At 67.3% G+C, this 18,841-nt stretch carries 17 protein-coding genes; 14 read left to right on the forward strand and 3 right to left on the reverse strand.

Features of this window, described 5'->3' with window-relative positions:
• Positions 1-22: 22 nt before the first annotated feature.
• Together ACYQOP_RS17975 and ACYQOP_RS17980 are read right to left on the reverse strand one after the other, a co-directional pair.
• Entirely contained in the window at positions 23-1,783 is a 1,761-nt protein-coding gene (locus ACYQOP_RS17975) for a hypothetical protein (RefSeq protein ID WP_461223324.1), read from the reverse strand.
• Positions 1,784-2,000: 217 nt separating this feature from the next.
• A complete protein-coding gene (locus ACYQOP_RS17980) occupies positions 2,001-2,327 on the reverse strand; it encodes a HesB/IscA family protein (RefSeq protein WP_056424199.1) in 327 nt (108 codons plus the stop codon).
• 99 nt (positions 2,328-2,426) lie between these two features.
• Here ACYQOP_RS17980 and ACYQOP_RS17985 point away from each other — a divergent pair, with 99 nt between their 5' ends.
• From ACYQOP_RS17985 to ACYQOP_RS18040, 12 genes are all read left to right on the forward strand, one after another.
• Complete coding sequence (locus ACYQOP_RS17985) at positions 2,427-3,695, forward strand: deoxyguanosinetriphosphate triphosphohydrolase (RefSeq protein WP_461223325.1); 1,269 nt, start codon at positions 2,427-2,429, stop codon at positions 3,693-3,695.
• Positions 3,696-3,718: 23 nt separating this feature from the next.
• Entirely contained in the window at positions 3,719-4,306 is a 588-nt protein-coding gene (locus ACYQOP_RS17990) for a GDSL-type esterase/lipase family protein (protein ID WP_461223326.1), read from the forward strand.
• A gap of 233 nt (positions 4,307-4,539) precedes the next feature.
• Positions 4,540-6,285, forward strand: a complete 1,746-nt coding sequence (argS, locus tag ACYQOP_RS17995) for an arginine--tRNA ligase (RefSeq protein WP_461223327.1) — start codon at positions 4,540-4,542, stop codon at positions 6,283-6,285.
• A 30-nt stretch (positions 6,286-6,315) separates the two neighbouring features.
• On the forward strand, positions 6,316-7,725 hold the full coding sequence (locus tag ACYQOP_RS18000; protein WP_461223328.1) for an SPOR domain-containing protein: 1,410 nt from the start codon (positions 6,316-6,318) through the stop codon (positions 7,723-7,725).
• Between the two features lie 191 nt (positions 7,726-7,916).
• Positions 7,917-8,921, forward strand: a complete 1,005-nt coding sequence (gene nagZ / locus ACYQOP_RS18005) for a beta-N-acetylhexosaminidase (protein WP_461223329.1) — start codon at positions 7,917-7,919, stop codon at positions 8,919-8,921.
• A 190-nt stretch (positions 8,922-9,111) separates the two neighbouring features.
• Positions 9,112-9,375: a twin-arginine translocase TatA/TatE family subunit gene (locus ACYQOP_RS18010; protein WP_207411999.1), complete on the forward strand. Its 264-nt coding sequence runs from the start codon at positions 9,112-9,114 to the stop codon at positions 9,373-9,375.
• A 96-nt stretch (positions 9,376-9,471) separates the two neighbouring features.
• Complete coding sequence (tatB, locus tag ACYQOP_RS18015; RefSeq protein WP_461223330.1) at positions 9,472-9,966, forward strand: Sec-independent protein translocase protein TatB; 495 nt, start codon at positions 9,472-9,474, stop codon at positions 9,964-9,966.
• On the forward strand, positions 9,963-10,763 hold the full coding sequence (gene tatC / locus ACYQOP_RS18020; RefSeq protein ID WP_056424215.1) for a twin-arginine translocase subunit TatC: 801 nt from the start codon (positions 9,963-9,965) through the stop codon (positions 10,761-10,763). The genes tatB and tatC overlap by 4 nt, the downstream gene beginning before the upstream one ends.
• Before the next feature lie 231 nt (positions 10,764-10,994).
• On the forward strand, positions 10,995-12,281 hold the full coding sequence (serS, locus tag ACYQOP_RS18025) for a serine--tRNA ligase (protein ID WP_461223331.1): 1,287 nt from the start codon (positions 10,995-10,997) through the stop codon (positions 12,279-12,281).
• Positions 12,281-13,045 carry a 5'/3'-nucleotidase SurE gene (gene surE / locus ACYQOP_RS18030; RefSeq protein ID WP_461223332.1) on the forward strand — a complete coding sequence of 255 codons (765 nt, stop codon included), beginning with the start codon at positions 12,281-12,283 and terminating at the stop codon, positions 13,043-13,045. Before serS ends, surE begins: the two co-directional genes overlap by 1 nt.
• Before the next feature lie 117 nt (positions 13,046-13,162).
• Positions 13,163-13,810, forward strand: coding sequence for a protein-L-isoaspartate O-methyltransferase family protein (locus tag ACYQOP_RS18035; protein WP_311275286.1), 648 nt, complete (start codon positions 13,163-13,165; stop codon positions 13,808-13,810).
• A 234-nt stretch (positions 13,811-14,044) separates the two neighbouring features.
• Positions 14,045-15,400, forward strand: coding sequence for a murein hydrolase activator EnvC family protein (locus ACYQOP_RS18040; RefSeq protein ID WP_461223333.1), 1,356 nt, complete (start codon positions 14,045-14,047; stop codon positions 15,398-15,400).
• A gap of 121 nt (positions 15,401-15,521) precedes the next feature.
• Here the strand turns inward: ACYQOP_RS18040 and ACYQOP_RS18045 are convergent, their stop codons facing one another.
• Entirely contained in the window at positions 15,522-16,412 is an 891-nt protein-coding gene (locus ACYQOP_RS18045) for an ATP-binding protein (RefSeq protein WP_461223334.1), read from the reverse strand.
• Between the two features lie 233 nt (positions 16,413-16,645).
• Here ACYQOP_RS18045 and yajC point away from each other — a divergent pair, with 233 nt between their 5' ends.
• Together yajC and secD are read left to right on the forward strand one after the other, a co-directional pair.
• On the forward strand, positions 16,646-16,981 hold the full coding sequence (gene yajC / locus ACYQOP_RS18050; RefSeq protein WP_056424225.1) for a preprotein translocase subunit YajC: 336 nt from the start codon (positions 16,646-16,648) through the stop codon (positions 16,979-16,981).
• A 119-nt stretch (positions 16,982-17,100) separates the two neighbouring features.
• Positions 17,101-18,708, forward strand: a complete 1,608-nt coding sequence (secD, locus tag ACYQOP_RS18055; protein ID WP_056424227.1) for a protein translocase subunit SecD — start codon at positions 17,101-17,103, stop codon at positions 18,706-18,708.
• Positions 18,709-18,841: the final 133 nt, after the last annotated feature.

Raw genomic sequence — 18,841 nt, forward strand, 5'->3', positions numbered from 1 at the left:
CGCATGCGCGGCGCGCCCGTCCTCAATTCGCCTTCGCGCTGACGTCCAACCTGTCGAGCACGGCACCCGGCGTCGGGGCCGCACTGAATTCGAGCATGCCGATGCCGCCAGCATTCTTTGCCTTGGCGCTGAGTAGGAACGTGCCCGGCCGGGTCACGAATTGGCCCAGAGCCGCGCCGATGGCCTTGGCGCCGGCGGAATTGCCGAGGATCGCCGGAACGCCGAACGTGGTCGCGGTCACGTATTCCTGGGTCAGTTCCTCCGGCTTGAGGCTCAGGCTCTTCGACTGAGAGGCGATGAAGCGCTCGAACAGGCCGCTATTCTCGATCCGCAGGTCGAGGGTCTTGGCAGTCGCCCCCAGCATGGCGAAGGTCGAGACGCTCGGATCCGGGTCGAACACCGCCGGGCCGATACCGCCCAGGATGCCGTTGACCTTCACGCTGCCCATGTCCTTGCCCGACACCGACACCTCGCTGAAGGAGAGTTCCTTGGCGGCCTCGTTCCAGGCCGTGTCGGCGACGACGTTCAGGTCGAGGTCGCGATAGCCGTAAGCGCCGAGGGAGCCGAGCCCCGGAATTCCGGCCACCGCCGTAGCGGGCAGGGTGAGTCCCGAGAGGGTGGCACGGCCGGTGGTCGGCAGGCCGTCGCGCAGCGGCCCGAAGGCGAAGGCACCGTCACGCAAGCCGATCTGCGTGGGAGCCGTCGCGACGGGGGGGAGCGCGGGAGCAGCAGCGGGCTTGCCTGCAGAATTACCGGGGGGCTTCGGTGCGGCGGGTGCCCCGTCCGGCGGCAGGTCGAGGCGCAGGTCCTTCACTGCCAGGGTGCCGAGCACCGGAGTCATCTGCCGCAGATCCGCTTCGGTCGGCTCCCCGGCCTGAGCCGAGAGCTTCCGCATGGCCGCCACGGTCGGAGCGAAGGAGAAGCCCGCGAAGGACATACGCGAGAGCTTGCCACTGGCTTCGCCCGCCGTGAAGCCGAGATCCTCGAAGGTCAGGTTTCCGGAGGTGAAGGCCATGCGTCCCATGGTCATCGCCATGGGTTCACCGTCATGGGTCTGATTGACCGTGAGCCCGCTGGCCTGGAACGAGCCGACGGAGAACCCGTCCATCAGGTCCGCCACGGTTCCGAGGATCCGCGCCTTGTCGGCGGAGGCAGGCTGGGTCGGGTCCACACGGGACATCGCTTCCAGCGCGCCCGTCCATGTCGCGGGAATCTGTCGGCCGCTGACGTCGCTACCCTCGAGACGGGCGATCTTCACCAGAGTGCCCTCGGCCTCCATCACAATGTCGGCGGCCGAGAAATTGCCGTAGATCCGGAGCATCGGGCTCTTGGCGTCGCCTGCCTCGCCGTAAAGCCGCGCCATCGCGGCGAGATCGACGTCCTTCATGTCGATGCGGCCGTAACTGGCGCTGTGTCTCGCCTCACCCCCATCCTCCGCAGCCGTCACCCCAGCGGCACTCGCCTGGGCGATACGGCCGCCACGGACATCCTTGGCCGTCACGTCGCGATAGGTCGCGGTCTGGGCCTTGGTACCGATCCGGGTCTCGGAACGAAGCTCCGGGATCACGATGCTGGCAGCATCGAACTTGGCCAGACGCGCGGCCAGAGGCTCGGGGCCGGATTTCAGGAGAGCGAGCAGATCGTCCTTCGTCAGACGCGTACCGCTGACGATGACCTGCGGTGCGGTGAGGGTCGTACCGCCGAACGTCATCGTCACGTTCTGGAGCGTGACGTCCTGCACGGCGGACGCCGCCTCCTGAGCCGTGGCCGGCAATGGGCCCATCGGGCCACCTCCGCCAAGGGCAAGGAGGGCACAGACCGAAAGGCCGGCCGCCCGCATGAGGAAGGGACGGCCTTGTGGGACGTTCATGAGCAGATCCGGGGCGCTGCGGAAAAGGCGCTTCGTGCAACGGTGCCGCGCCGAACCGCATCCGTGCCGCAGTTTCCGCGGCGAGGCAATCGCGCTGCCGCACGCCGCGATGTGACGGAAAGACGATGGCTCAGAGCGAGAACGACGTACCGCAGCCGCAGGAGGCCGTGACCTGAGGGTTCTCGATCTTGAAGGACTGGCCGATGAGGTCGTTGGCGAAATCGATGGTCGAGCCGCTCATGTATTCGAGGGACACAGGGTCGACGAGGACGGTCGCGCCATCCCGTTCGATCACCATGTCGTCATCGGCGCGGGAGCGCTCGATGTCGAAGGCATAGGAGAAGCCCGAGCAGCCGCCACCATTGACGCTGATCCGCAGGGACGCACCGGGAGGCTCGGTCCCCATGATCTCGTTGATGCGCTTGGCCGCGCGGGGGGTCAGGGTAATGTCGGCCATCGTGATGCTCTTGGGTTCTCGTCGATTGCCAGAAGCGCTAGCCCACACAAGATATGCGCCGTAGAGACGCGCTGCAACGCGGTAGGAGCCTGGCGCGCAATGACGGGTTCGGGAGGTGACGTGCGGCACAGGGGCGAACGCTGGCGGGCGCGCTACGCCACCGATCCGGCAGCCACGCGCGGGCGGCTGATCCCGGAGGCGGTCTCGCCCACCCGCAGCGACTTCCAGCGCGACCGCGACCGGATCATCCATTCGGCCGCCTTCCGGCGCCTGAAGCACAAGACCCAGGTCTTCGTCCATCACGAAGGCGACCATTATCGGACCCGCCTGACCCATACGCTCGAAGTCAGCCAGATCGCACGGGCACTCGCCCGTGCCCTCGGCTTCGACGAGGATCTCGCGGAGGCGCTGGCGCTGTCCCACGACCTCGGCCACACCTGTTTCGGGCATACCGGCGAGGACGCCCTCGATGCGCTGACGAAAGGCCATGGCGGGTTCGACCACAACGCCCAGGCGCTGCGCATCGTGACCCGGCTCGAGCGGCGCTATGCCGGGTTCGACGGGCTCAATCTCGCCTGGGAGACCCTGGAGGGCCTCGTCAAGCATAACGGCCCCCTCCTCACGAAGGAGGGCGTCCCGACCCCGCGCTGGGCAGGACGGGGCATTCCCGCCGCGATCCTCGAATACAACGCCGTTCACGATCTCGAACTCGGCCGCTTCGCCGGGCCGGAAGCGCAGGCGGCGGCGCTGGCCGACGACATCGCTTATGACAGCCACGACCTCGATGACGGCCTGCGCGCCGGTCTGTTCGAACTCTCCGACCTGGAAGAGGTGCCGTTCCTCGCCAGGCTGATGGAGGAGATCGACGCCCTGCATCCGGGGCTGGAACCCTCGCGAAAGATCCACGAACTGGCGCGTCGCGTCATTACCCGCTTCGTCGAGGACGTGATCGCGGAGAATACGCGCCGGATCGAAGTCCTGGCGCCGATGTCGGTAGAGGACATCCGTGGAGCATCGGCACCGGTCGTCGCCTTCTCACCGGCACTGGCGGAGGCGGACACGACGATCAAGCGCTTCCTCTACGCGCGGATGTACCGCCACCCGAGCGTGCTGGCGGTGCGGGCGCAGGCCGACATCATCGTCGCGGATCTGTTCGGCGCCTTCACGGCGAACCCGGCGGCCATGCCCGAGGAATGGCGGGTCGGGCTCGATGGCGCAGGGGAGGGGCGCATCGCCCGCCGGGTCGCCGACTACATTGCCGGCATGACCGACACTTACGCCGTGCTCGCCCACAAGCGCCTGTTCGCGACGACGCCGGACCTGCACTGGAGCCCGGAGAGCCGGGGCCTGCCGCTGGCGGAAGGATAGCGGCCGAGATTTCGGGACGATTCATGCGCATCTGCTTCATCGGCGACAGTTTCGTGAACGGGGTCGGTGACGACACCTGTCTCGGATGGACGGGCCGTCTCTGTGCCGAGGCCCGCCGCGCCGGCTGGGACGTCACGCATTACAATCTGGGAATTCGCCGCGACACCAGCCTCGACATCCACGGCCGCTGGCGACGCGAGGCCGAAGCCCGGCTGCCCGAGGGGCTGGACGGCCGGCTTGTCTTTTCGTTCGGCGCAAACGACTGCACGCGCGTCGATGGCCGAATCCGCGTCCCTCATGACCGCTCCCTCGACACGGCGGAGAGGATTCTCGGAGACGCCGCCGGTTGGCGAAGAACCCTGATGGTCGGTCCGCTTCCCGTCTGCGACGATCCAGCGACGGATGCGCGAATTCTGGCTCTGTCGCGGGACATCGCTCCTCTTTGCGCCCGACTCGATGTCCCGTTCCTGCCGGTCTTCGGCATGGCGACAGAATCCGACGCATGGACCAGCGAGGCTGCAGCGGGGGACGGAACGCACCCCAATGCCAAAGGCTACGCGGCTCTGGCCAGCGTCGTCGCCGGCTGGGAAGCTTGGCGCGCCTGGTTCTGAGTGTCCTTCACGAAACCTCCGATGTGCCGTGTTGAGCTGAGCGAGATCCGGCCAAGACCGGAGTTTGGCGACGCCTCGTGAAGCGCCGGGTCGATGAGGAGCCAGGAAGTGCGATGGGCGGCCTCCCGTGACACCTGCCTCCCGTGACACCTGCCCCCCGCGTTGGTATGCCGCCGCATTGAGGCGCAAGCCGTCGTGACGATGCGGCTTGGCGCGAGCGGAATAGATATCCCATGAACATCTTCGCCACCTTCGAGGCGCGCGTGCGCGAAGCGCTCGAGAGCCTGACCCGGTCCGGGACGCTGCCCGAGGGGCTCGATCTCTCCCGCGTGGTGGTCGAGCCGCCGCGCGACGCCACGCACGGCGACCTCGCCACCAATGCGGCCCTGGTCCTCGCCAAGGAGGCCCGGACCAATCCGAAGGCGCTCGGCGAAGCGCTGGCGGCGGAGCTCCGGCAGGATCCCCGCGTGGTCGAGGCGAGCGTGGCCGGACCGGGCTTCATCAACCTGCGCCTGACGCCCGAGACCTATCACGAGGTCGTGCGTGCCGCGCTCGGCGAGGGCACCGAGTACGGTCGCGCCCGCATGGGCGGCGGCAAGGTCAACATCGAATACGTCTCGGCCAACCCCACCGGACCGATGCATGTGGGCCATGGTCGCGGGGCGGTATTCGGCGACGCGCTGGCGAACCTGCTCGTGGCGGCCGGCCGCGACGTGACGCGCGAGTACTACATCAACGATGCCGGCGCGCAGGTCGACGTGCTCGCCCGCTCCGCGTTCCTGCGCTACCGCGAGGCCCTGGGCGAAGAGGTCGGCCCCGTGCCCGAAGGCCTCTATCCCGGCGACTATCTCGTGCCGGTGGGCAAGGCGCTCGTCGAGAAGCACGGACGCGCGCTCCTCGACGCGCCGGAATCCGACTGGCTGCCGCAGGTGCGGGCGGATGCCATCGCCGCGATGATGGACCTGATCCGGGGCGATCTCGCCCGGCTCGGCATCCACCATGACGTGTTCTTCTCCGAAGCTACCCTCAAGGAGGCGGTGCCCGTCCTCCTGGCGGAACTCCGCGCAAAAGGTCTCGTCTACGAGGGCCGGCTTCCGCCGCCGAAGGGCCAGCTTCCCGAGGATTGGGAGGACCGCGAGCAGACCCTGTTCCGCACGGTGGAGTTCGGCGACGACGTCGACCGGCCGCTGCTGAAATCGGACGGCTCGTTCACCTATTTCGCCTCCGACATCGCCTATCACCGCGACAAGATCCGGCGCGGCGCCACGGACCTGATCGACGTCCTCGGGGCCGATCACGGCGGCTACGTCAAGCGCATGCAGGCGGCGGTGAAGGCGGTGAGCGACGGCCACGCCACTCTCGACGTCAAGCTGTGCCAGCTCGTGCGTCTCCTGCGGGCCGGCGAGCCGGTCAAGATGTCGAAGCGCGCGGGCGAGTTCATCACCCTTGCCGAGGTGGTCGACGAAGTCGGCCGCGACGCGATCCGTTTCATGATGCTCTACCGCAAGAACGACGCGACCCTGGATTTCGACCTCGCCAAGGTGGTGGAGCAATCCAAGGACAACCCGGTCTTCTACGTCCAGTACGCCCATGCCCGCTGCGCCTCGGTGTTCCGGCAGGCAGGCGAGGCCATGCCGGACGAGGATTTTTCCGTCGCCGGCCTAGCCGACGCGGACCTGACGCTCCTTGCCGATTCCGCGGAAATCGAGATCATGCGGTTGATCGCCCAGTACCCCCGGGTGATCGAAGCGGCGGCTGCGGCGCACGAGCCACATCGTGTGGCATTCTACCTCTACGAGCTCGCAAGTTCCCTGCATGGTTTCTGGAACAAAGGCAAAGACCTGCCGCAATTACGGTTTATTAATCCAAACGACCGAAACTCGACACGGGCAAGACTGGCCCTCGTGGAGGCTTTGAGGGGCGTCGTCGCCTCCGGCCTCACGGTCTTGGGTGTCACCGCGCCGGATGAAATGCGGTGAGGTGATCTCGGCGTGAAGAGGAATGCTGCCATGACGACGAACGCTTCGCGAGCGCCTGTCGATTTCGACGCCTTCGCGCGTGACTTGCAGCCCACGACGCCGCCCCAGTCGCAGGCCCAGCCTGCGGCCAAGCCCGATCCGTTGGCCGAACTCGCCCGCATCGTCGGCCAGGACGATCCTTTCCGCGCGTTGCTGGAAGCGCGTGATTCCCGTGCCACCGCCGAGCCGCGAGTCCAGGGAGGACGCAGGGAACCGAGCTTCCACGACGAGGCACCGGCGGCTCCCGCAGGCTACGCCGCCGCGCCTTCGGGCTACGCACAGCATGCCCAGCATCAGGTCGAGCCCGAGCCGCAGGCCGCACACTCGGCACATCCGGCCGACGCGTTCGATCAATATCTCGCCTCCGTCGACCACAGTGCCTATGCCGCCGGTCCTCAGGATCCGCACGGGTCCGAGGCTTACGCGCCGGAGCAGGACGACCGCCTCAATCGCGCGGCCGAGCGGCCCCGCCAGCGCAGCCGCCTCGTTTCCGTGGGCGCCGGCCTCGGCGTGCTGGTGGTCTGCGTCACCGGTGCGCTCACCTGGCGCAGCATGAATTCGAGCCACAGCGACGGCACCGTGCCGACGATCCTCGCCGACAAGGCTCCGCTGAAGATCGCACCGCAGAAAGCGGACGGCGTCGAGATCCCCGACCAGAACAAGCGGATCTACGACCGCAACGCCAAGGACGACCAGATCCACATCGTCAACCGCGAGGAGCAGCCGGTCGACGTGGCGCAGGCCGCCCGCTCGGCCCAGCGCGCCGGAGAGGGCGGCGCCACGCCGTCCACCGGACAGCAGGGCGGCAATACGGGTCCCCTCACCGAAACCCTCGGCGAGCCTCGCCGGGTGCGGACCGTGTCGGTGAAGCCGGATACGCCTCCGCCGCCGCCTCAGCGCGAAGCGCCCGTTGCCCAATCGGTGATCCCCACCATGACCCTTCCGGGTGACGGCGGTGGCTCGACCAATGCCTCAATGCATTCACGCGTCGGGAAGCTGCCGGCGACGACGCCCGCTCCCACCGAGGAAGCTTCGGCCTCCGAGCCGACCGCTCCCGCCTCTCGCGCGAAGGCCCCGCAGCGGGTAGCCGCCGTCGCCCCCGACGCGACCTCCGCCCTGCCGACGCCTGCGCCCGCCGCCTCGGCCTCCACCGCACCCGTGAGCGGTTACTCGGTCCAGCTCGGCGTACGCACCAGCGAAGCCGAAGCGCAGGCCGCGTTCAAGCAGATGCAGAGCAAGTTCAGCCAGCTCTCCGGCAAGCCCGCCCTGATCCGTCAGGCCGAGGTGAGCGGCAAGACGATCTACCGCGTCCGCGTCGGGCCCCTGGCCAAGGCCGAGGCGACCACCCTCTGCACCGAGTTGCAGGGCGCCGGCGGCCAGTGCTTCGTCGCCAAGAACTGAGCCTCGGGAACTGAGGGTCACGGCGGCGCTCAAGCGAGTGCCGCGAAGACGGCGAGAGACAGTGCCGGCTTGTCGCGGGTCCGTGACGCCTCGTTCGAGTACCGCCAGCGCGGGCGGAGCCGCCATCGTGAAGCGCAGGGACGGATGCCCCTCGGACAGTCCGTCCATCATCAAGCCGAGCAGCACATCCCATGACAACTCGCGCCCTGATCCTCGGCTGTGCCGGCCGGACTCTCTCGGACGAGGAGGCCGCGTTCTTTCGCGACGCGCAGCCCTGGGGCTTCATCCTGTTCAAGCGTAATATCGGCTCGCCGGACGAGGTGAGGGCGCTGACCGATGCGCTGCGCGCTACGACGGGCCGGGCCGACACGCCGATTCTGATCGACCAGGAAGGCGGACGGGTGCAGCGCATGGGACCGCCCCACTGGCCGTCTTATCCGGCCGGCGCCCGTTTCGGCCGCCTCAACGGATCGGGCACCACCATGGCGCGCCTCGGCGCGCGGCTCATGGCGCATGATCTCGCCGCGGTGGGAATCAACGTCGATTGCGCGCCCGTCCTCGACGTGCCGGTGGCGGGAGCCCACGACATCATCGGCGATCGCGCCTACGGCACCGATCCGCACATTGTCATCGCGCTCGGACGGGCGGTGGCCGAAGGGTTGATGGAAGGCGGGGTCCTTCCGGTGATCAAGCACATTCCCGGTCACGGTCGCGCCGCCTGCGATAGCCACAAGGACCTGCCCGTGGTCGAGGCCGAGGGCGTCAGCCTGGCCTCGCACGATTTCGTGCCCTTCCGCGCCCTGGCCGACCTGCCGATGGCGATGAGCGCCCATGTGGTCTACGCAGCCCTCGATCCGCATCACCCCGCGACCCAGTCCAGCGTCGTCATCGGCCAAGTGATCCGTGGCCTCATCGGCTTCGACGGCCTGCTCATGACGGACGACCTTTCGATGAAGGCCCTCGACGGCAGCTTTCGCCAGAAGGCCGAGAAGGCCTTCGCCGCCGGTATCGATGTCGCCCTCCATTGCAACGGCGAGCGGCAAGAGATGCAGGCCGTCCTGGAAGGTACGCCGATCCTGTCCGGCGAGGCTTTGCGCCGGGCCGAGGCCGCCCTGGCCCGGCTCGCGCCGCGCGTGGAGTTCGATGTCGCCGAGGCCCGTTCGCGTTTCGAGGCTGGTCTTTCCGCCCACGCGTGAGGCCCGGACTGCCCATTCGCTCAACGCGAGTGCCGCCATGACGCGCTGCACAATTGTCTCAGATGCCTCAAATGCCTCAGCGCGAGACCGTGCGGTTCTTGTGTTCGCTCCCCGCCATCCTTAGGTTCCCGACAATCCGTCGTGAGAGGGCGTCGCTGGGCTGGCGACAGCATGGGCGCAGGAGTTTGCCATGGGCAGCATGAGTATCTGGCACTGGATCATCGTCGCGGGCATCGTGATGCTGCTGTTCGGGCGCGGCAAGATCTCGGACCTGATGGGCGACGTCGCCAAGGGCATCAAGGCCTTCAAGAAGGGCATGGCCGAGGACGAGACCCCGACCGGACAGGCCCCGGCCGTTCCGCCGCCGAGCGCGGGCGAGCCCGTGCGTACGCTGCCTGCCCAGGGCGAGCCGGCCACGGCGAGCCATGTCACGGCCGACCGCAAGGTCGTCTGAAGCAAACCGTACGGACAGGCATCGGCCTTGCGCAAACTATGCTAGGCCGCCGGCCGTGACGAGGCAAAGGCCATCGGCCGCGGGACGAGCGACGCCATGTTCGACATGAGTTGGGGTGAGGTGATGCTGATCGGCGGTGTCGCCCTCATTGTCATCGGACCCAAGGATCTGCCCAAGGCCCTGCGCACGGTCGGTCAGGTCACGGGCAAGATGCGCCGCATGGCCGGCGAATTCCATGCCCAGTTCAACGAGGCGATCCGCGAGGCCGAATTCGACGAGGTCCGCCGCGAGGTCGACGGAATCAAGCGCTCCGCGAGCACGATGGGGCCGAGCTTCAACCCGGTCCAGACGATACGCGACGAGATTCGCGGTGCGGTCGACGGCCGGTCCCAGTCGAGCACCCAGCCCCTCGCCAACGTGGCCGCCAAGCTCGCCGAGAACGATCCGCCGCCCGAACCCGAAGCGCCGTCACCCGAGATAGCCTCGCCGGAGCCGCCACCGCCCGTGCACGCCTTGCCGGACCTTCCGCCGCGTACGACCGCGCCCGAGGCATCCTCCACCAAACCTACCGAGACCGGCGCAAGCACATGATCGATTCGGTCGACGAATCCGAGGTCGAGGCTTCGCGCGCGCCGCTCCTCGATCATTTGATCGAATTGCGCTCGCGGCTGATCAAGTCGCTGGCCGCGTTCATCGTGATGTTCTTCGCGTGTTTCTTCGTCTCGCGGCACATCTACAACATCCTGCTCTACCCCTACGTCTCCGTAGTGGGGGCGGAGAAGGCGCAGCTCATCGCGACGCACTTCCTCGAGCAGGTCTTCACCAACATCAAGCTCAGCGTGTTCGGCGCGGCCTTCCTCGCCTTTCCGGTCATCGCGACGCAGATCTACGCCTTCGTCGCGCCGGGCCTCTATCGCAACGAGCGCCAGGCCTTCCTGCCCTATCTCGTGGCGACGCCGATTTTCTTCGTTCTCGGCGCACTGGTGGTATTCTTCCTGGCGATGCCGCTTCTCATCCAGTTCTCGGTGAGCCTGCAGCAGGTCGGCCAGCCGGGTGAAGCGACGATTTCGCTTCTGCCGAAGGTGGACGAGTATCTCTCGCTCATCATGACGCTGATCTTCGCCTTCGGATTGGCGTTCCAGCTGCCCGTGATCCTCACCCTGCTCGGCCAGATCGGCGTCATCGACACGGTCTTCCTGCGCGAGAAGCGGCGCTACGCCATCGTCCTCGTCTTCGTGGCAGCGGCGATCCTGACGCCGCCCGACGTGATCTCGCAGCTCTCCCTCGCCTTGCCGATGCTCCTCCTCTACGAGGCCTCGATCTTCTCGGTGGCCCGCGTCGAGCGCCGTCGCAAGGCGAAGCGGGTCGCGGAAGGTCTGGAGCCTTAGGCGCCACAAAAGCCCCATCCACCACCTCATCCCGAGGCGGCGCGTAAGCGGCCTCGAAGGAGGCCTCCAGTCCGCACCTTGGTGTCTGGAGGCCTCCTTCGAGGGCTGCACTGCGCTGCGCCGCCTCAGGATGAGGGGGTATCGGGGATGCTCCGTCGACTCATGCCCGGCCTTGTCGGGGTCGCCCCGATGCTGCAAAGCGTCGGCGACTCATAGCGAACCGAGCCGCCCATGCACGACATCCGCGCCATCCGCGAGAATCCGCAAGCGTTCGACGAAGCCCTGCGCCGTCGCGGCCTCGACGCGCTCTCGGCCGAGCTGATCGGCCTCGATGACGCCCGCAAAGCCGCGACCTCGGCGGCCCAGGCCAACCAAGAGCGGCGTAATGCTCTGGCCAAGGAGATCGGTGGTGCGAAGAAGGCGAAGGACGAGGCGCGCGCTACCGAACTCATGGCCGAAGTGGCGCGCTTGAAGGAAGAGGGGCCCACCCTCGAGGCCGCGCAGGCGGAAGCCGGCAGGATTCTCGACGACCGTCTCGCGGCGATCCCGAACCGTCCGAACCCGGACGTGCCGGAAGGCGCCGACGAGCACGGCAATGTCGAGCACCGCACCTTCTCGGGCAACCGGACGAAGCTCGCCACCGGCCGCCAACATTTCGAACTCGGCGAGGCCTTCGGCCTCATGGATTTCGAGGCGGCTTCGCGCATGTCCGGCGCCCGTTTCGTGGTGCTGAAGGGGCAGCTGGCCCGGCTCGAACGCGCGCTCGGCCAGTTCATGCTCGATCTCCACACCGGCGAGCACGGCTACACCGAGGTGGCGCCACCGATCCTCGTGCGCGACGAGGCGATGTTCGGCACGGCGCAGTTGCCGAAGTTCCGCGACGACCAGTTCCGGGCCGGTGAGGAACACTGGCTCATCCCCACGGCCGAAGTCCCGCTCACCAACCTCGTGCGCGAGAGCATCCTCTCCGAGGACGAGCTGCCGCTTCGCTTCACCGCGCTCACCCCCTGCTTCCGCGCCGAGGCAGGTTCGGCTGGGCGCGACACGCGGGGCATGCTGCGCCAACACCAGTTCAACAAGGTCGAGCTCGTCTCGATCACCACGCCCGATCAATCGGCGGCGGAGCACGAGCGCATGCTCGGCTCGGCGGAAGCCGTGCTGAAGAAGCTCGACCTGACCTACCGGGTCATGACGCTCTGCACGGGCGATATGGGCTTCGCCTCCCAGAAGACCTACGACATCGAGGTCTGGATGCCGGGTCAGGAGACCTATCGCGAGATCTCGTCCTGCTCGGTCTGCGGCGACTTCCAGGCGCGGCGGATGAACGCGCGCTATCGGCCGAAGGAAGGCAAGGGCGCACAATTCGTGCATACCCTCAACGGGTCCGGCGTCGCCGTGGGCCGCGCCCTCATCGCCGTGATGGAAAATTATCAGAACCCGGACGGCAGCGTCACCATCCCGTCGGTTCTCAAGCCCTACATGGGCGGCATCGAGAAGATCGAAGGGCTGAAGAGCTGATGCGCATCCTGGTCACCAACGACGACGGCATCCACGCGCCGGGACTCGAAACCCTGGAGGGCATCGCCCGGACCCTGTCCGACGACGTCTGGGTCGTGGCACCCGAGAGCGACCAGTCTGGCGTCTCCCACTCGCTGTCGCTCAACGACCCACTGCGCCTGCGCCAGGTCTCCGAGAAGCGCTTCGCCGTGAAGGGCACGCCCTCGGATTGCGTCATCATGGGCGTGCGCCACATCCTCAAGGACCACGGGCCGGATCTCGTCCTGTCCGGGGTCAATCGCGGCCAGAACGTCGCTGAGGACGTGACCTATTCGGGCACCATCGCGGCGGCCATGGAAGGCACGATCCTCAACGTGCGGTCCATCGCCCTGAGCCAGGCCTACGGCGCCGGTGGGCGTGGGGCGATCAAATGGGGTTGCGCTGCCCATCACGGGCCGGGCGTGGTCAAGAAGATCCTCGAAATCGGGATCGAGCCCGGCATCGTCGTCAACGTCAACTTCCCCGATTGCGAACCCGAGGAGGTGGCCGGCACCTCCGTCGCTGCGCAGGGTATGCGCAATCAGGCGCTGCTCGCCATCGATGCCCGGCAGGACGGTCGCGGCAACCCGTATTTCTGGCTCGCCTTCGCCAAGGCGCAGTTCGAGCCGGGCCATGGCACCGACCTCAAGGCCATTGCGGAGAACCGCATCTCCGTGACGCCGCTGCGGCTCGATCTCACCGACGAACCGAGCCTGACCCGCTTCGCGCAAGCCTTTGCCGAGTGAGGAATCCCGGTCTTCGCACGGCGCAAGCGCTATCACGCCCCAGCGCCCCTGTGCGGGACCGCGGACGATCCAAGCCACGGAACGATCGAACACGGCCATGAGGCACAGCTGGTGACGATGGAGGGCTCGGTCGAGGATGCCGCCTTCGTCATGGCCCTGCGCGGTCTTGGCGTGCGCGACACCGACACGTTGCGCGCCATGGAGCGCGTGCCCCGTGCCCGATTCGCCCCTGAAGGGCACCGGGATCTGGCCCGGCGCGACATCGCCCTGCCGCTACCCTGCGGCCAGACTATGTCGGCGCCCACCGTCGTTGCCGCCATGCTGACCGCGTTGAAGGTGAAGCCCGGCACCCGCATTCTCGAGATCGGCACCGGCTCCGGTTACGTCACCGCTCTGCTGATCCGTCTCGGCGCCGCCGCGATCCTGAGCGTCGAGCGCTATGCGACGCTGGCCGAGGACGCCGTCTCCGCCCTCGACCCGGAGGACCGGGTGATCGCCCGTATCGAGACGGGTGACGGCCTCGATCCCGCATCGGCCGGGGAGGGCGGCTTCGACCGTATCCTCGTCAACGGGACCCTGCCAGCCTTCCCCGAGCATCTCGCGGCCGCCCTGCTGCCCGGCGGCCGTCTCGTCGGCGCCCTCGGCTACGGGAGCGGTAGCCGGCTGGCCTTCATCGACCGGGATCGGGACGGTCGCATCAGCGAAGGGTTCGGCAGCGGATTAAGGCTGGCGCCCCTGACAGACGGCAGGGCGTTCATTCTTTGACGAAAGACCTCGCTTCGCCAAAGCGAGGAGCTGGGTCTACGAGGGGAGGCGCCAAACCTTTGATCAGACACGATCTTATCGCTCCCCAAGGCCATTCGAACCTGAACCGGCCATGGAACTCCGGCCCTCGGAAAGTTCCTTCGGTGTCGAAAACGTGGTGAACGGGAACGGTTGTTTAACCTGAATCCCGTTTGAATGACGTCATCAAGTTGCGTCAGGCAAACAGGTGCGTCGATGCGGGTTCGCGGGACTGGTCTAGGGTTGAGGACGCTGTCGCGTTTCGCGCTCATCGGTGTGATCGGCGGCAGTGCTGCCGGATGCTCCACCGATGCGTCGCGGTTGGGCGACCCCTTCGGGAACCCCTTCGCCTCCAACATTTCAAGTGAGCCCAGCGCCACGGGCAGCTTGCCCGAGGAGGGCGAGATGCCTGCCGCCCCGGCGGTGCGCACCTCCAGGATCCAGTCGCAGTCACTCGGCGCGCCGATGTCGCCGCGTCCGCTGGCGGCGACGCCTCCCATGGCCACGGGCCGTGTCGCTTCCACCGCGCCGAACTCCGGGATGGTGTCCGGCATGAACCCCTCGGGAATGAATCCCGCGGGCATGAATCCGGATGCCGGCCGCGGCATGGTCGCGACCCCGCGCACCGTGCCTGCCGCACCCCCGGCCCGTCTCCCGCTCAATGCCGGCGCCAAGGCAGCGGAAGCGAAGGCTCGTGCAGAGGCTGCCCGTGCGGAGGCCGCTCGCCAGGACAGCGTCCGTCAGGAAGCGGCCCGCAAGGAAGCCGCCGCCAAGGCGGTAGCCGAAGCCAGGACGGCTACGGAAGCCAGGAAGATCGCCGAGGCGAACAAGGTGTCCGAGGCCAAGCGGGCCGTGGAGACCAAGAAACTCGCCGACGCCAAGCTCGCGGCCGATGCGAAGAAGCTCGCGGAGACCAAGAAACTCGCCGAGGTGAAGAAGCCCGTCGAGGTGGCCAAGGCCGAGACACCGAAGGTCGATCCCGCCAAGGCGAAGGCCGAGGCCGCCCGCAAGGCTGCGGAAGCCGAAGCCAAGCTCGCCAAGGCGGAAGCCGCCAAGGATGCGGCCAAGAAGGTCGCCGAAGCCAAGGCCGCCGAGAAGGCCAAGGCCGCGCCCGTCAAGGTCGCTTCCCTGACGCCCGTGCCCGAGAAGGCCGAGCCCGCCAGCACCGGCTCCGTCGCACCTGCGGCTCCCGCCGCCGAGCCCGACCAGTCGTTCCGCTGGCCTGCCAAGGGCCGGGTGATCTCGGGCTACGGCACCAGCGGCAACGAGGGCATCAACATCTCTGTGCCCGAGGGTACGGCCGTGAAGGCCGCCGAGGACGGCACGGTCGCCTATGCCGGCTCGGACGTGAAGGGCTACGGCAAGCTGGTGCTGGTTCGCCACACCAACGGCTACGTCTCGGCCTACGCCCATAACGGCGAACTCGACGTTCGCCCCGGCGAGAAGGTCAAGCGCGGCCAGACCATCGCCAAGTCCGGCGCCTCGGGCAACGTGACCTCGCCCCAGCTGCACTTCGAGATCCGCAAGGGCGCGACCCCGGTCGACCCGATGCCGCACCTCGCCAGCAACTGAGCGCATTCAAGACCCAAAGAGAAACGGCGGCTCGCAGGAGCCGCCGTTTTCGTTTGTAGATCCGTTTGATACCCCGTCCATCCATCCCGAGGCACACACTTCAACTCGGTCTGGGCGAGCCTCACTCCAGCCGCTGCCCTAACCGCCCCGCCAGATCCTGGATGAACTGGAACGCCGTGCGACCCGAGCGGGAGCCGCGGGTAGTGGCCCATTCCAGCGCCTCGGCCCGCACCGTATCCAGGTCGGCCTTCAGTCCGTACCGCTCGACATAGGCACGGATCATGGCGAGGTACTCGTCCTGGCTGCACTTGTGGAAGCCGAGCCAGAGGCCGAACCGGTCGGAGAGGGAAACCTTTTCCTCCACCGCCTCTCCGGGATTGATGGCCGTGGAGCGCTCGTTCTCCACAATGTCGCGGGCGAGCAGGTGCCGCCGGTTCGAGGTCGCGTAGAACAGCACGTTCTCCGGCCGGCCCTCGATTCCGCCGTCGAGAGCGGTCTTGAGGGACTTGTACGAGGTGTCGTCGCCGTCGAAGGACAGGTCGTCACAGAACACGATCCAGCGGTGCCGGTCCGCCCGCAGGGTCGCCATCAGGTCGGGAAGGGTCTCGATATCCTCGCGGTGGATCTCCACCAGTTTCATCGGCAGTTCGCCCTCCGCCCGCTCGGCGTTGATGCGGGCATGGGCCGCCTTCACCAGCGACGACTTACCCATGCCGCGTGCCCCCCAGAGCAAGGCGTTGTTGGCGGGCAGCCCCTTGGCGAAGCGCGCAGTGTTGTCCACGAGAATGTCACGGGCCCGGTCGATGCCGGTGAGGAGATCGATCTCCACCCTGTTCACCCGCGGCACCGGGATGAGGCGGCACTCGGCGCCCCAGAGGAAAGCGTCGGCGGAATTCATGTCGATGACGGGTTTCGCGGCCGGGGCGGAACGCTCCAGCGCGGCGGCGATCCGCTCGAGGACGGGCAGGATCGCCTCGATCATCTCCCGGTCTGCAGGTTGGGTCGCGGTCATGGCGTCTCGAAGCTCCTGGAATACGCGCTTGAGCGCGTCATTACGGACATCGGGCACGAAAATCACGGGTGCGGCATCGGGCGCCTGCGATCCGCACCTTGCCGGCTGCAGACGCGCCGTTGCTTTCACCTAGTGCATGGCTATAGTCCGCGCGCTTTTAGACCGGTCCAGACGCGCCGAGATCGGCCCGTGCGCGACGATGTGAGGACCGGTTCAGCTAAGGAGTCACCCGCTTGATTACCCCCGCCTTCGCGCAAGGGGCCACCTCGGCCGCTGGCGGAGCGGACATCGCCTTGCAGGTGGTGCCGTTCGTCCTCATCTTCGTCATCATGTACTTCCTGATCCTCCGCCCGCAGCAGCGCCGCGTGAAGGAGCATCAGGCCCTCGTGAAGAACGTGCGCCGCGACGACACCATCGTCACCACCGGCGGCCTCGTCGGGCGCGTCACCAAAGTGGCCGACGAAGCGTCCGAGATCGAGGTCGAGATCGCCCCGAACGTGCGGGTGAAGATCGTCCGGACGATGATTTCGGAAGTGCGCGTCAAGGGCGGGCCGGTCAAAGCGGCGTGAGCCGAATGCGGTGAGACGTGGTGCGGAACCGATGGTCCGCGCCCCGGCACACAGCTTGTGACTCCGCTTGAAGGGGCCGATGCAAGCATCGGCACCATAAGAAGAAACGGGACTGGCGGATGCTGCGCTTTTCGAGAACCAAGATCGTCGCGACGCTGGCCGTCATCCTGATCGGCCTGAGTCTCGCCGTGCCGAGCTTCTTCTCGGCCGAGCAGCGCAAGGGATTCATGGCCGCGCTGCCGGGCTGGTTCCCGAGCTGGATCGTACCCCAGCGGGCCATCGTGCTGGGTCTCGACCTCCAGGGCGGTTCGCAGATCCTCCTCGAGATCGACCAGACCGATCTGATCCGCTCGCAAACGACGGGCCTGCGTGACGACGTTCGTCGCACCCTGCGTGAAGCCAACGTCACCCCCGAAGGCGGCATCCAGGTGATCCCGCGCGGCGTCCAGGTCCGCATCTCCGATCCGGCCAACCGCGCCAAGGCTTTGCCCAAGCTGCGCGAACTGTCCCAGCCGATCTCCAACGCCATGGTGGCGCAGGCCGGCGGCCAGACCCTCGACGTGGCGGAGCGGCCGGACGGCACGATCCAGCTCACGCTCACCGATGCCGGCCTCACCGACCGTACCCGCCGGGCCGTGACCCAGGCCATCGAGGTCATTCGCCGCCGCATCGATTTCGGCGGCACCAAGGAACCCTCGATCCAGCAGCAAGGGGCCGACCGCGTCCTCGTCCAGGTTCCCGGCTTGCAGGACCCGCAGCAGCTCGAGGATCAGCTCGGCAAGACCGCCAAGCTCGAATTCCGCATGCTCGCCGATTCGCCCTCCGGCGACGTGGACATGCTGACCAACAAGGACGAAGGCGGCGGCAAGGTACCGGTCGAGCGTCGGGTCATGGCCGATGGCGGCGATCTCACCGATGCGCAGCCGGCCTTCGACCAGCAGAGCCACGAGCCTATGGTGAGCTTCAAGTTCAACCTGAAGGGCGCCCAGCGCTTCGGCCAGGCGACCTCGGAGAATGTCGGCCGCCGCATGGCCATCGTCCTCGACAACGAGGTGGTGTCGGCGCCGCGCATCAACACGCCGATCACCGGCGGTTCGGGCCAGATCACCGGCAACTTCACCGTCAAGCAGGCCAACGACCTCTCGATCCTGCTGCGCGCCGGTGCGCTTCCCGCCAAGCTCACCGTCGTCGAGCGCCGCGTGGTCGGCCCCGGCCTCGGCAACGATTCCATTGAGGCCGGCAAGAAGGCGACCCTGGTCGCGGGCGCCCTCGTCATCATTTTCATGTTCGCCACCTACGGGGTGTTCGGCTTCTTCGCCAACATCGCGCTCCTCGTCCATGTGGGTCTCATCCTCGGCCTGATGTCGGTGCTGGAGGCGACCATGACCCTGCCGGGCATCGCCGGCATCGTGCTCACCATCGGCACGGCGGTGGATTCCAACGTGCTGATCTACGAGCGCGTGCGCGAAGAGGTGAGGGCGGGGCGCTCCATCGTCTCGGCCCTGCAGGCCGGCTTCGACAAGGCCTTCGCCACCATCATCGATTCGAACTCGACCATGGCCATCGCCGCCGTGATCCTGTTCTTCCTCGGCTCCGGTCCGGTGAAGGGCTTCGCCGTGGTGTTCATCCTCGGCATCCTCACCACCGTCATCACGGCGGTGACGCTGACCCGCATGATGATCGCCCTGTGGTACAACTACGCCCGACCCAAGGCTTTGCCGTTCTGAAGTCCGTCCGAGCATTCACAGTTTGCGAGAGGAGCCCGATCCGGTTTTCGAGTGATCCGTCCATCCGAAACACAATCCCGTCATCCCGGGGCCGCGAAGCGGAGCCCGGGATCCAGACACGCGGGATTGCCAG

The sequence above is a fragment of the Methylobacterium sp. CM6247 genome, assembly GCF_054817925.1.

What these genes read in the sequence shown, in the direction of transcription:
- tatC (WP_056424215.1), top strand. Translation starts at nt 9,963, where the DNA reads ATGATCGATTCGGTCGACGAATCCGAGGTCGAGGCTTCGCGCGCGCCG.
- ACYQOP_RS18035 (WP_311275286.1), top strand. Translation starts at nt 13,163, where the DNA reads ATGGAGGGCTCGGTCGAGGATGCCGCCTTCGTCATGGCCCTGCGCGGT.
- ACYQOP_RS18040 (WP_461223333.1), top strand. Translation starts at nt 14,045, where the DNA reads ATGCGGGTTCGCGGGACTGGTCTAGGGTTGAGGACGCTGTCGCGTTTC.
- ACYQOP_RS18000 (WP_461223328.1), top strand. Translation starts at nt 6,316, where the DNA reads ATGACGACGAACGCTTCGCGAGCGCCTGTCGATTTCGACGCCTTCGCG.
- surE (WP_461223332.1), top strand. Translation starts at nt 12,281, where the DNA reads ATGCGCATCCTGGTCACCAACGACGACGGCATCCACGCGCCGGGACTC.
- ACYQOP_RS17975 (WP_461223324.1), bottom strand. Translation starts at nt 1,783, where the DNA reads ATGGGCCCATTGCCGGCCACGGCTCAGGAGGCGGCGTCCGCCGTGCAG.
- ACYQOP_RS18010 (WP_207411999.1), top strand. Translation starts at nt 9,112, where the DNA reads ATGGGCAGCATGAGTATCTGGCACTGGATCATCGTCGCGGGCATCGTG.
- ACYQOP_RS17990 (WP_461223326.1), top strand. Translation starts at nt 3,719, where the DNA reads ATGCGCATCTGCTTCATCGGCGACAGTTTCGTGAACGGGGTCGGTGAC.
- tatB (WP_461223330.1), top strand. Translation starts at nt 9,472, where the DNA reads ATGTTCGACATGAGTTGGGGTGAGGTGATGCTGATCGGCGGTGTCGCC.
- serS (WP_461223331.1), top strand. Translation starts at nt 10,995, where the DNA reads ATGCACGACATCCGCGCCATCCGCGAGAATCCGCAAGCGTTCGACGAA.
- ACYQOP_RS17985 (WP_461223325.1), top strand. Translation starts at nt 2,427, where the DNA reads ATGACGGGTTCGGGAGGTGACGTGCGGCACAGGGGCGAACGCTGGCGG.
- ACYQOP_RS18045 (WP_461223334.1), bottom strand. Translation starts at nt 16,412, where the DNA reads ATGACCGCGACCCAACCTGCAGACCGGGAGATGATCGAGGCGATCCTG.
- ACYQOP_RS17980 (WP_056424199.1), bottom strand. Translation starts at nt 2,327, where the DNA reads ATGGCCGACATTACCCTGACCCCCCGCGCGGCCAAGCGCATCAACGAG.
- argS (WP_461223327.1), top strand. Translation starts at nt 4,540, where the DNA reads ATGAACATCTTCGCCACCTTCGAGGCGCGCGTGCGCGAAGCGCTCGAG.
- secD (WP_056424227.1), top strand. Translation starts at nt 17,101, where the DNA reads ATGCTGCGCTTTTCGAGAACCAAGATCGTCGCGACGCTGGCCGTCATC.
- nagZ (WP_461223329.1), top strand. Translation starts at nt 7,917, where the DNA reads ATGACAACTCGCGCCCTGATCCTCGGCTGTGCCGGCCGGACTCTCTCG.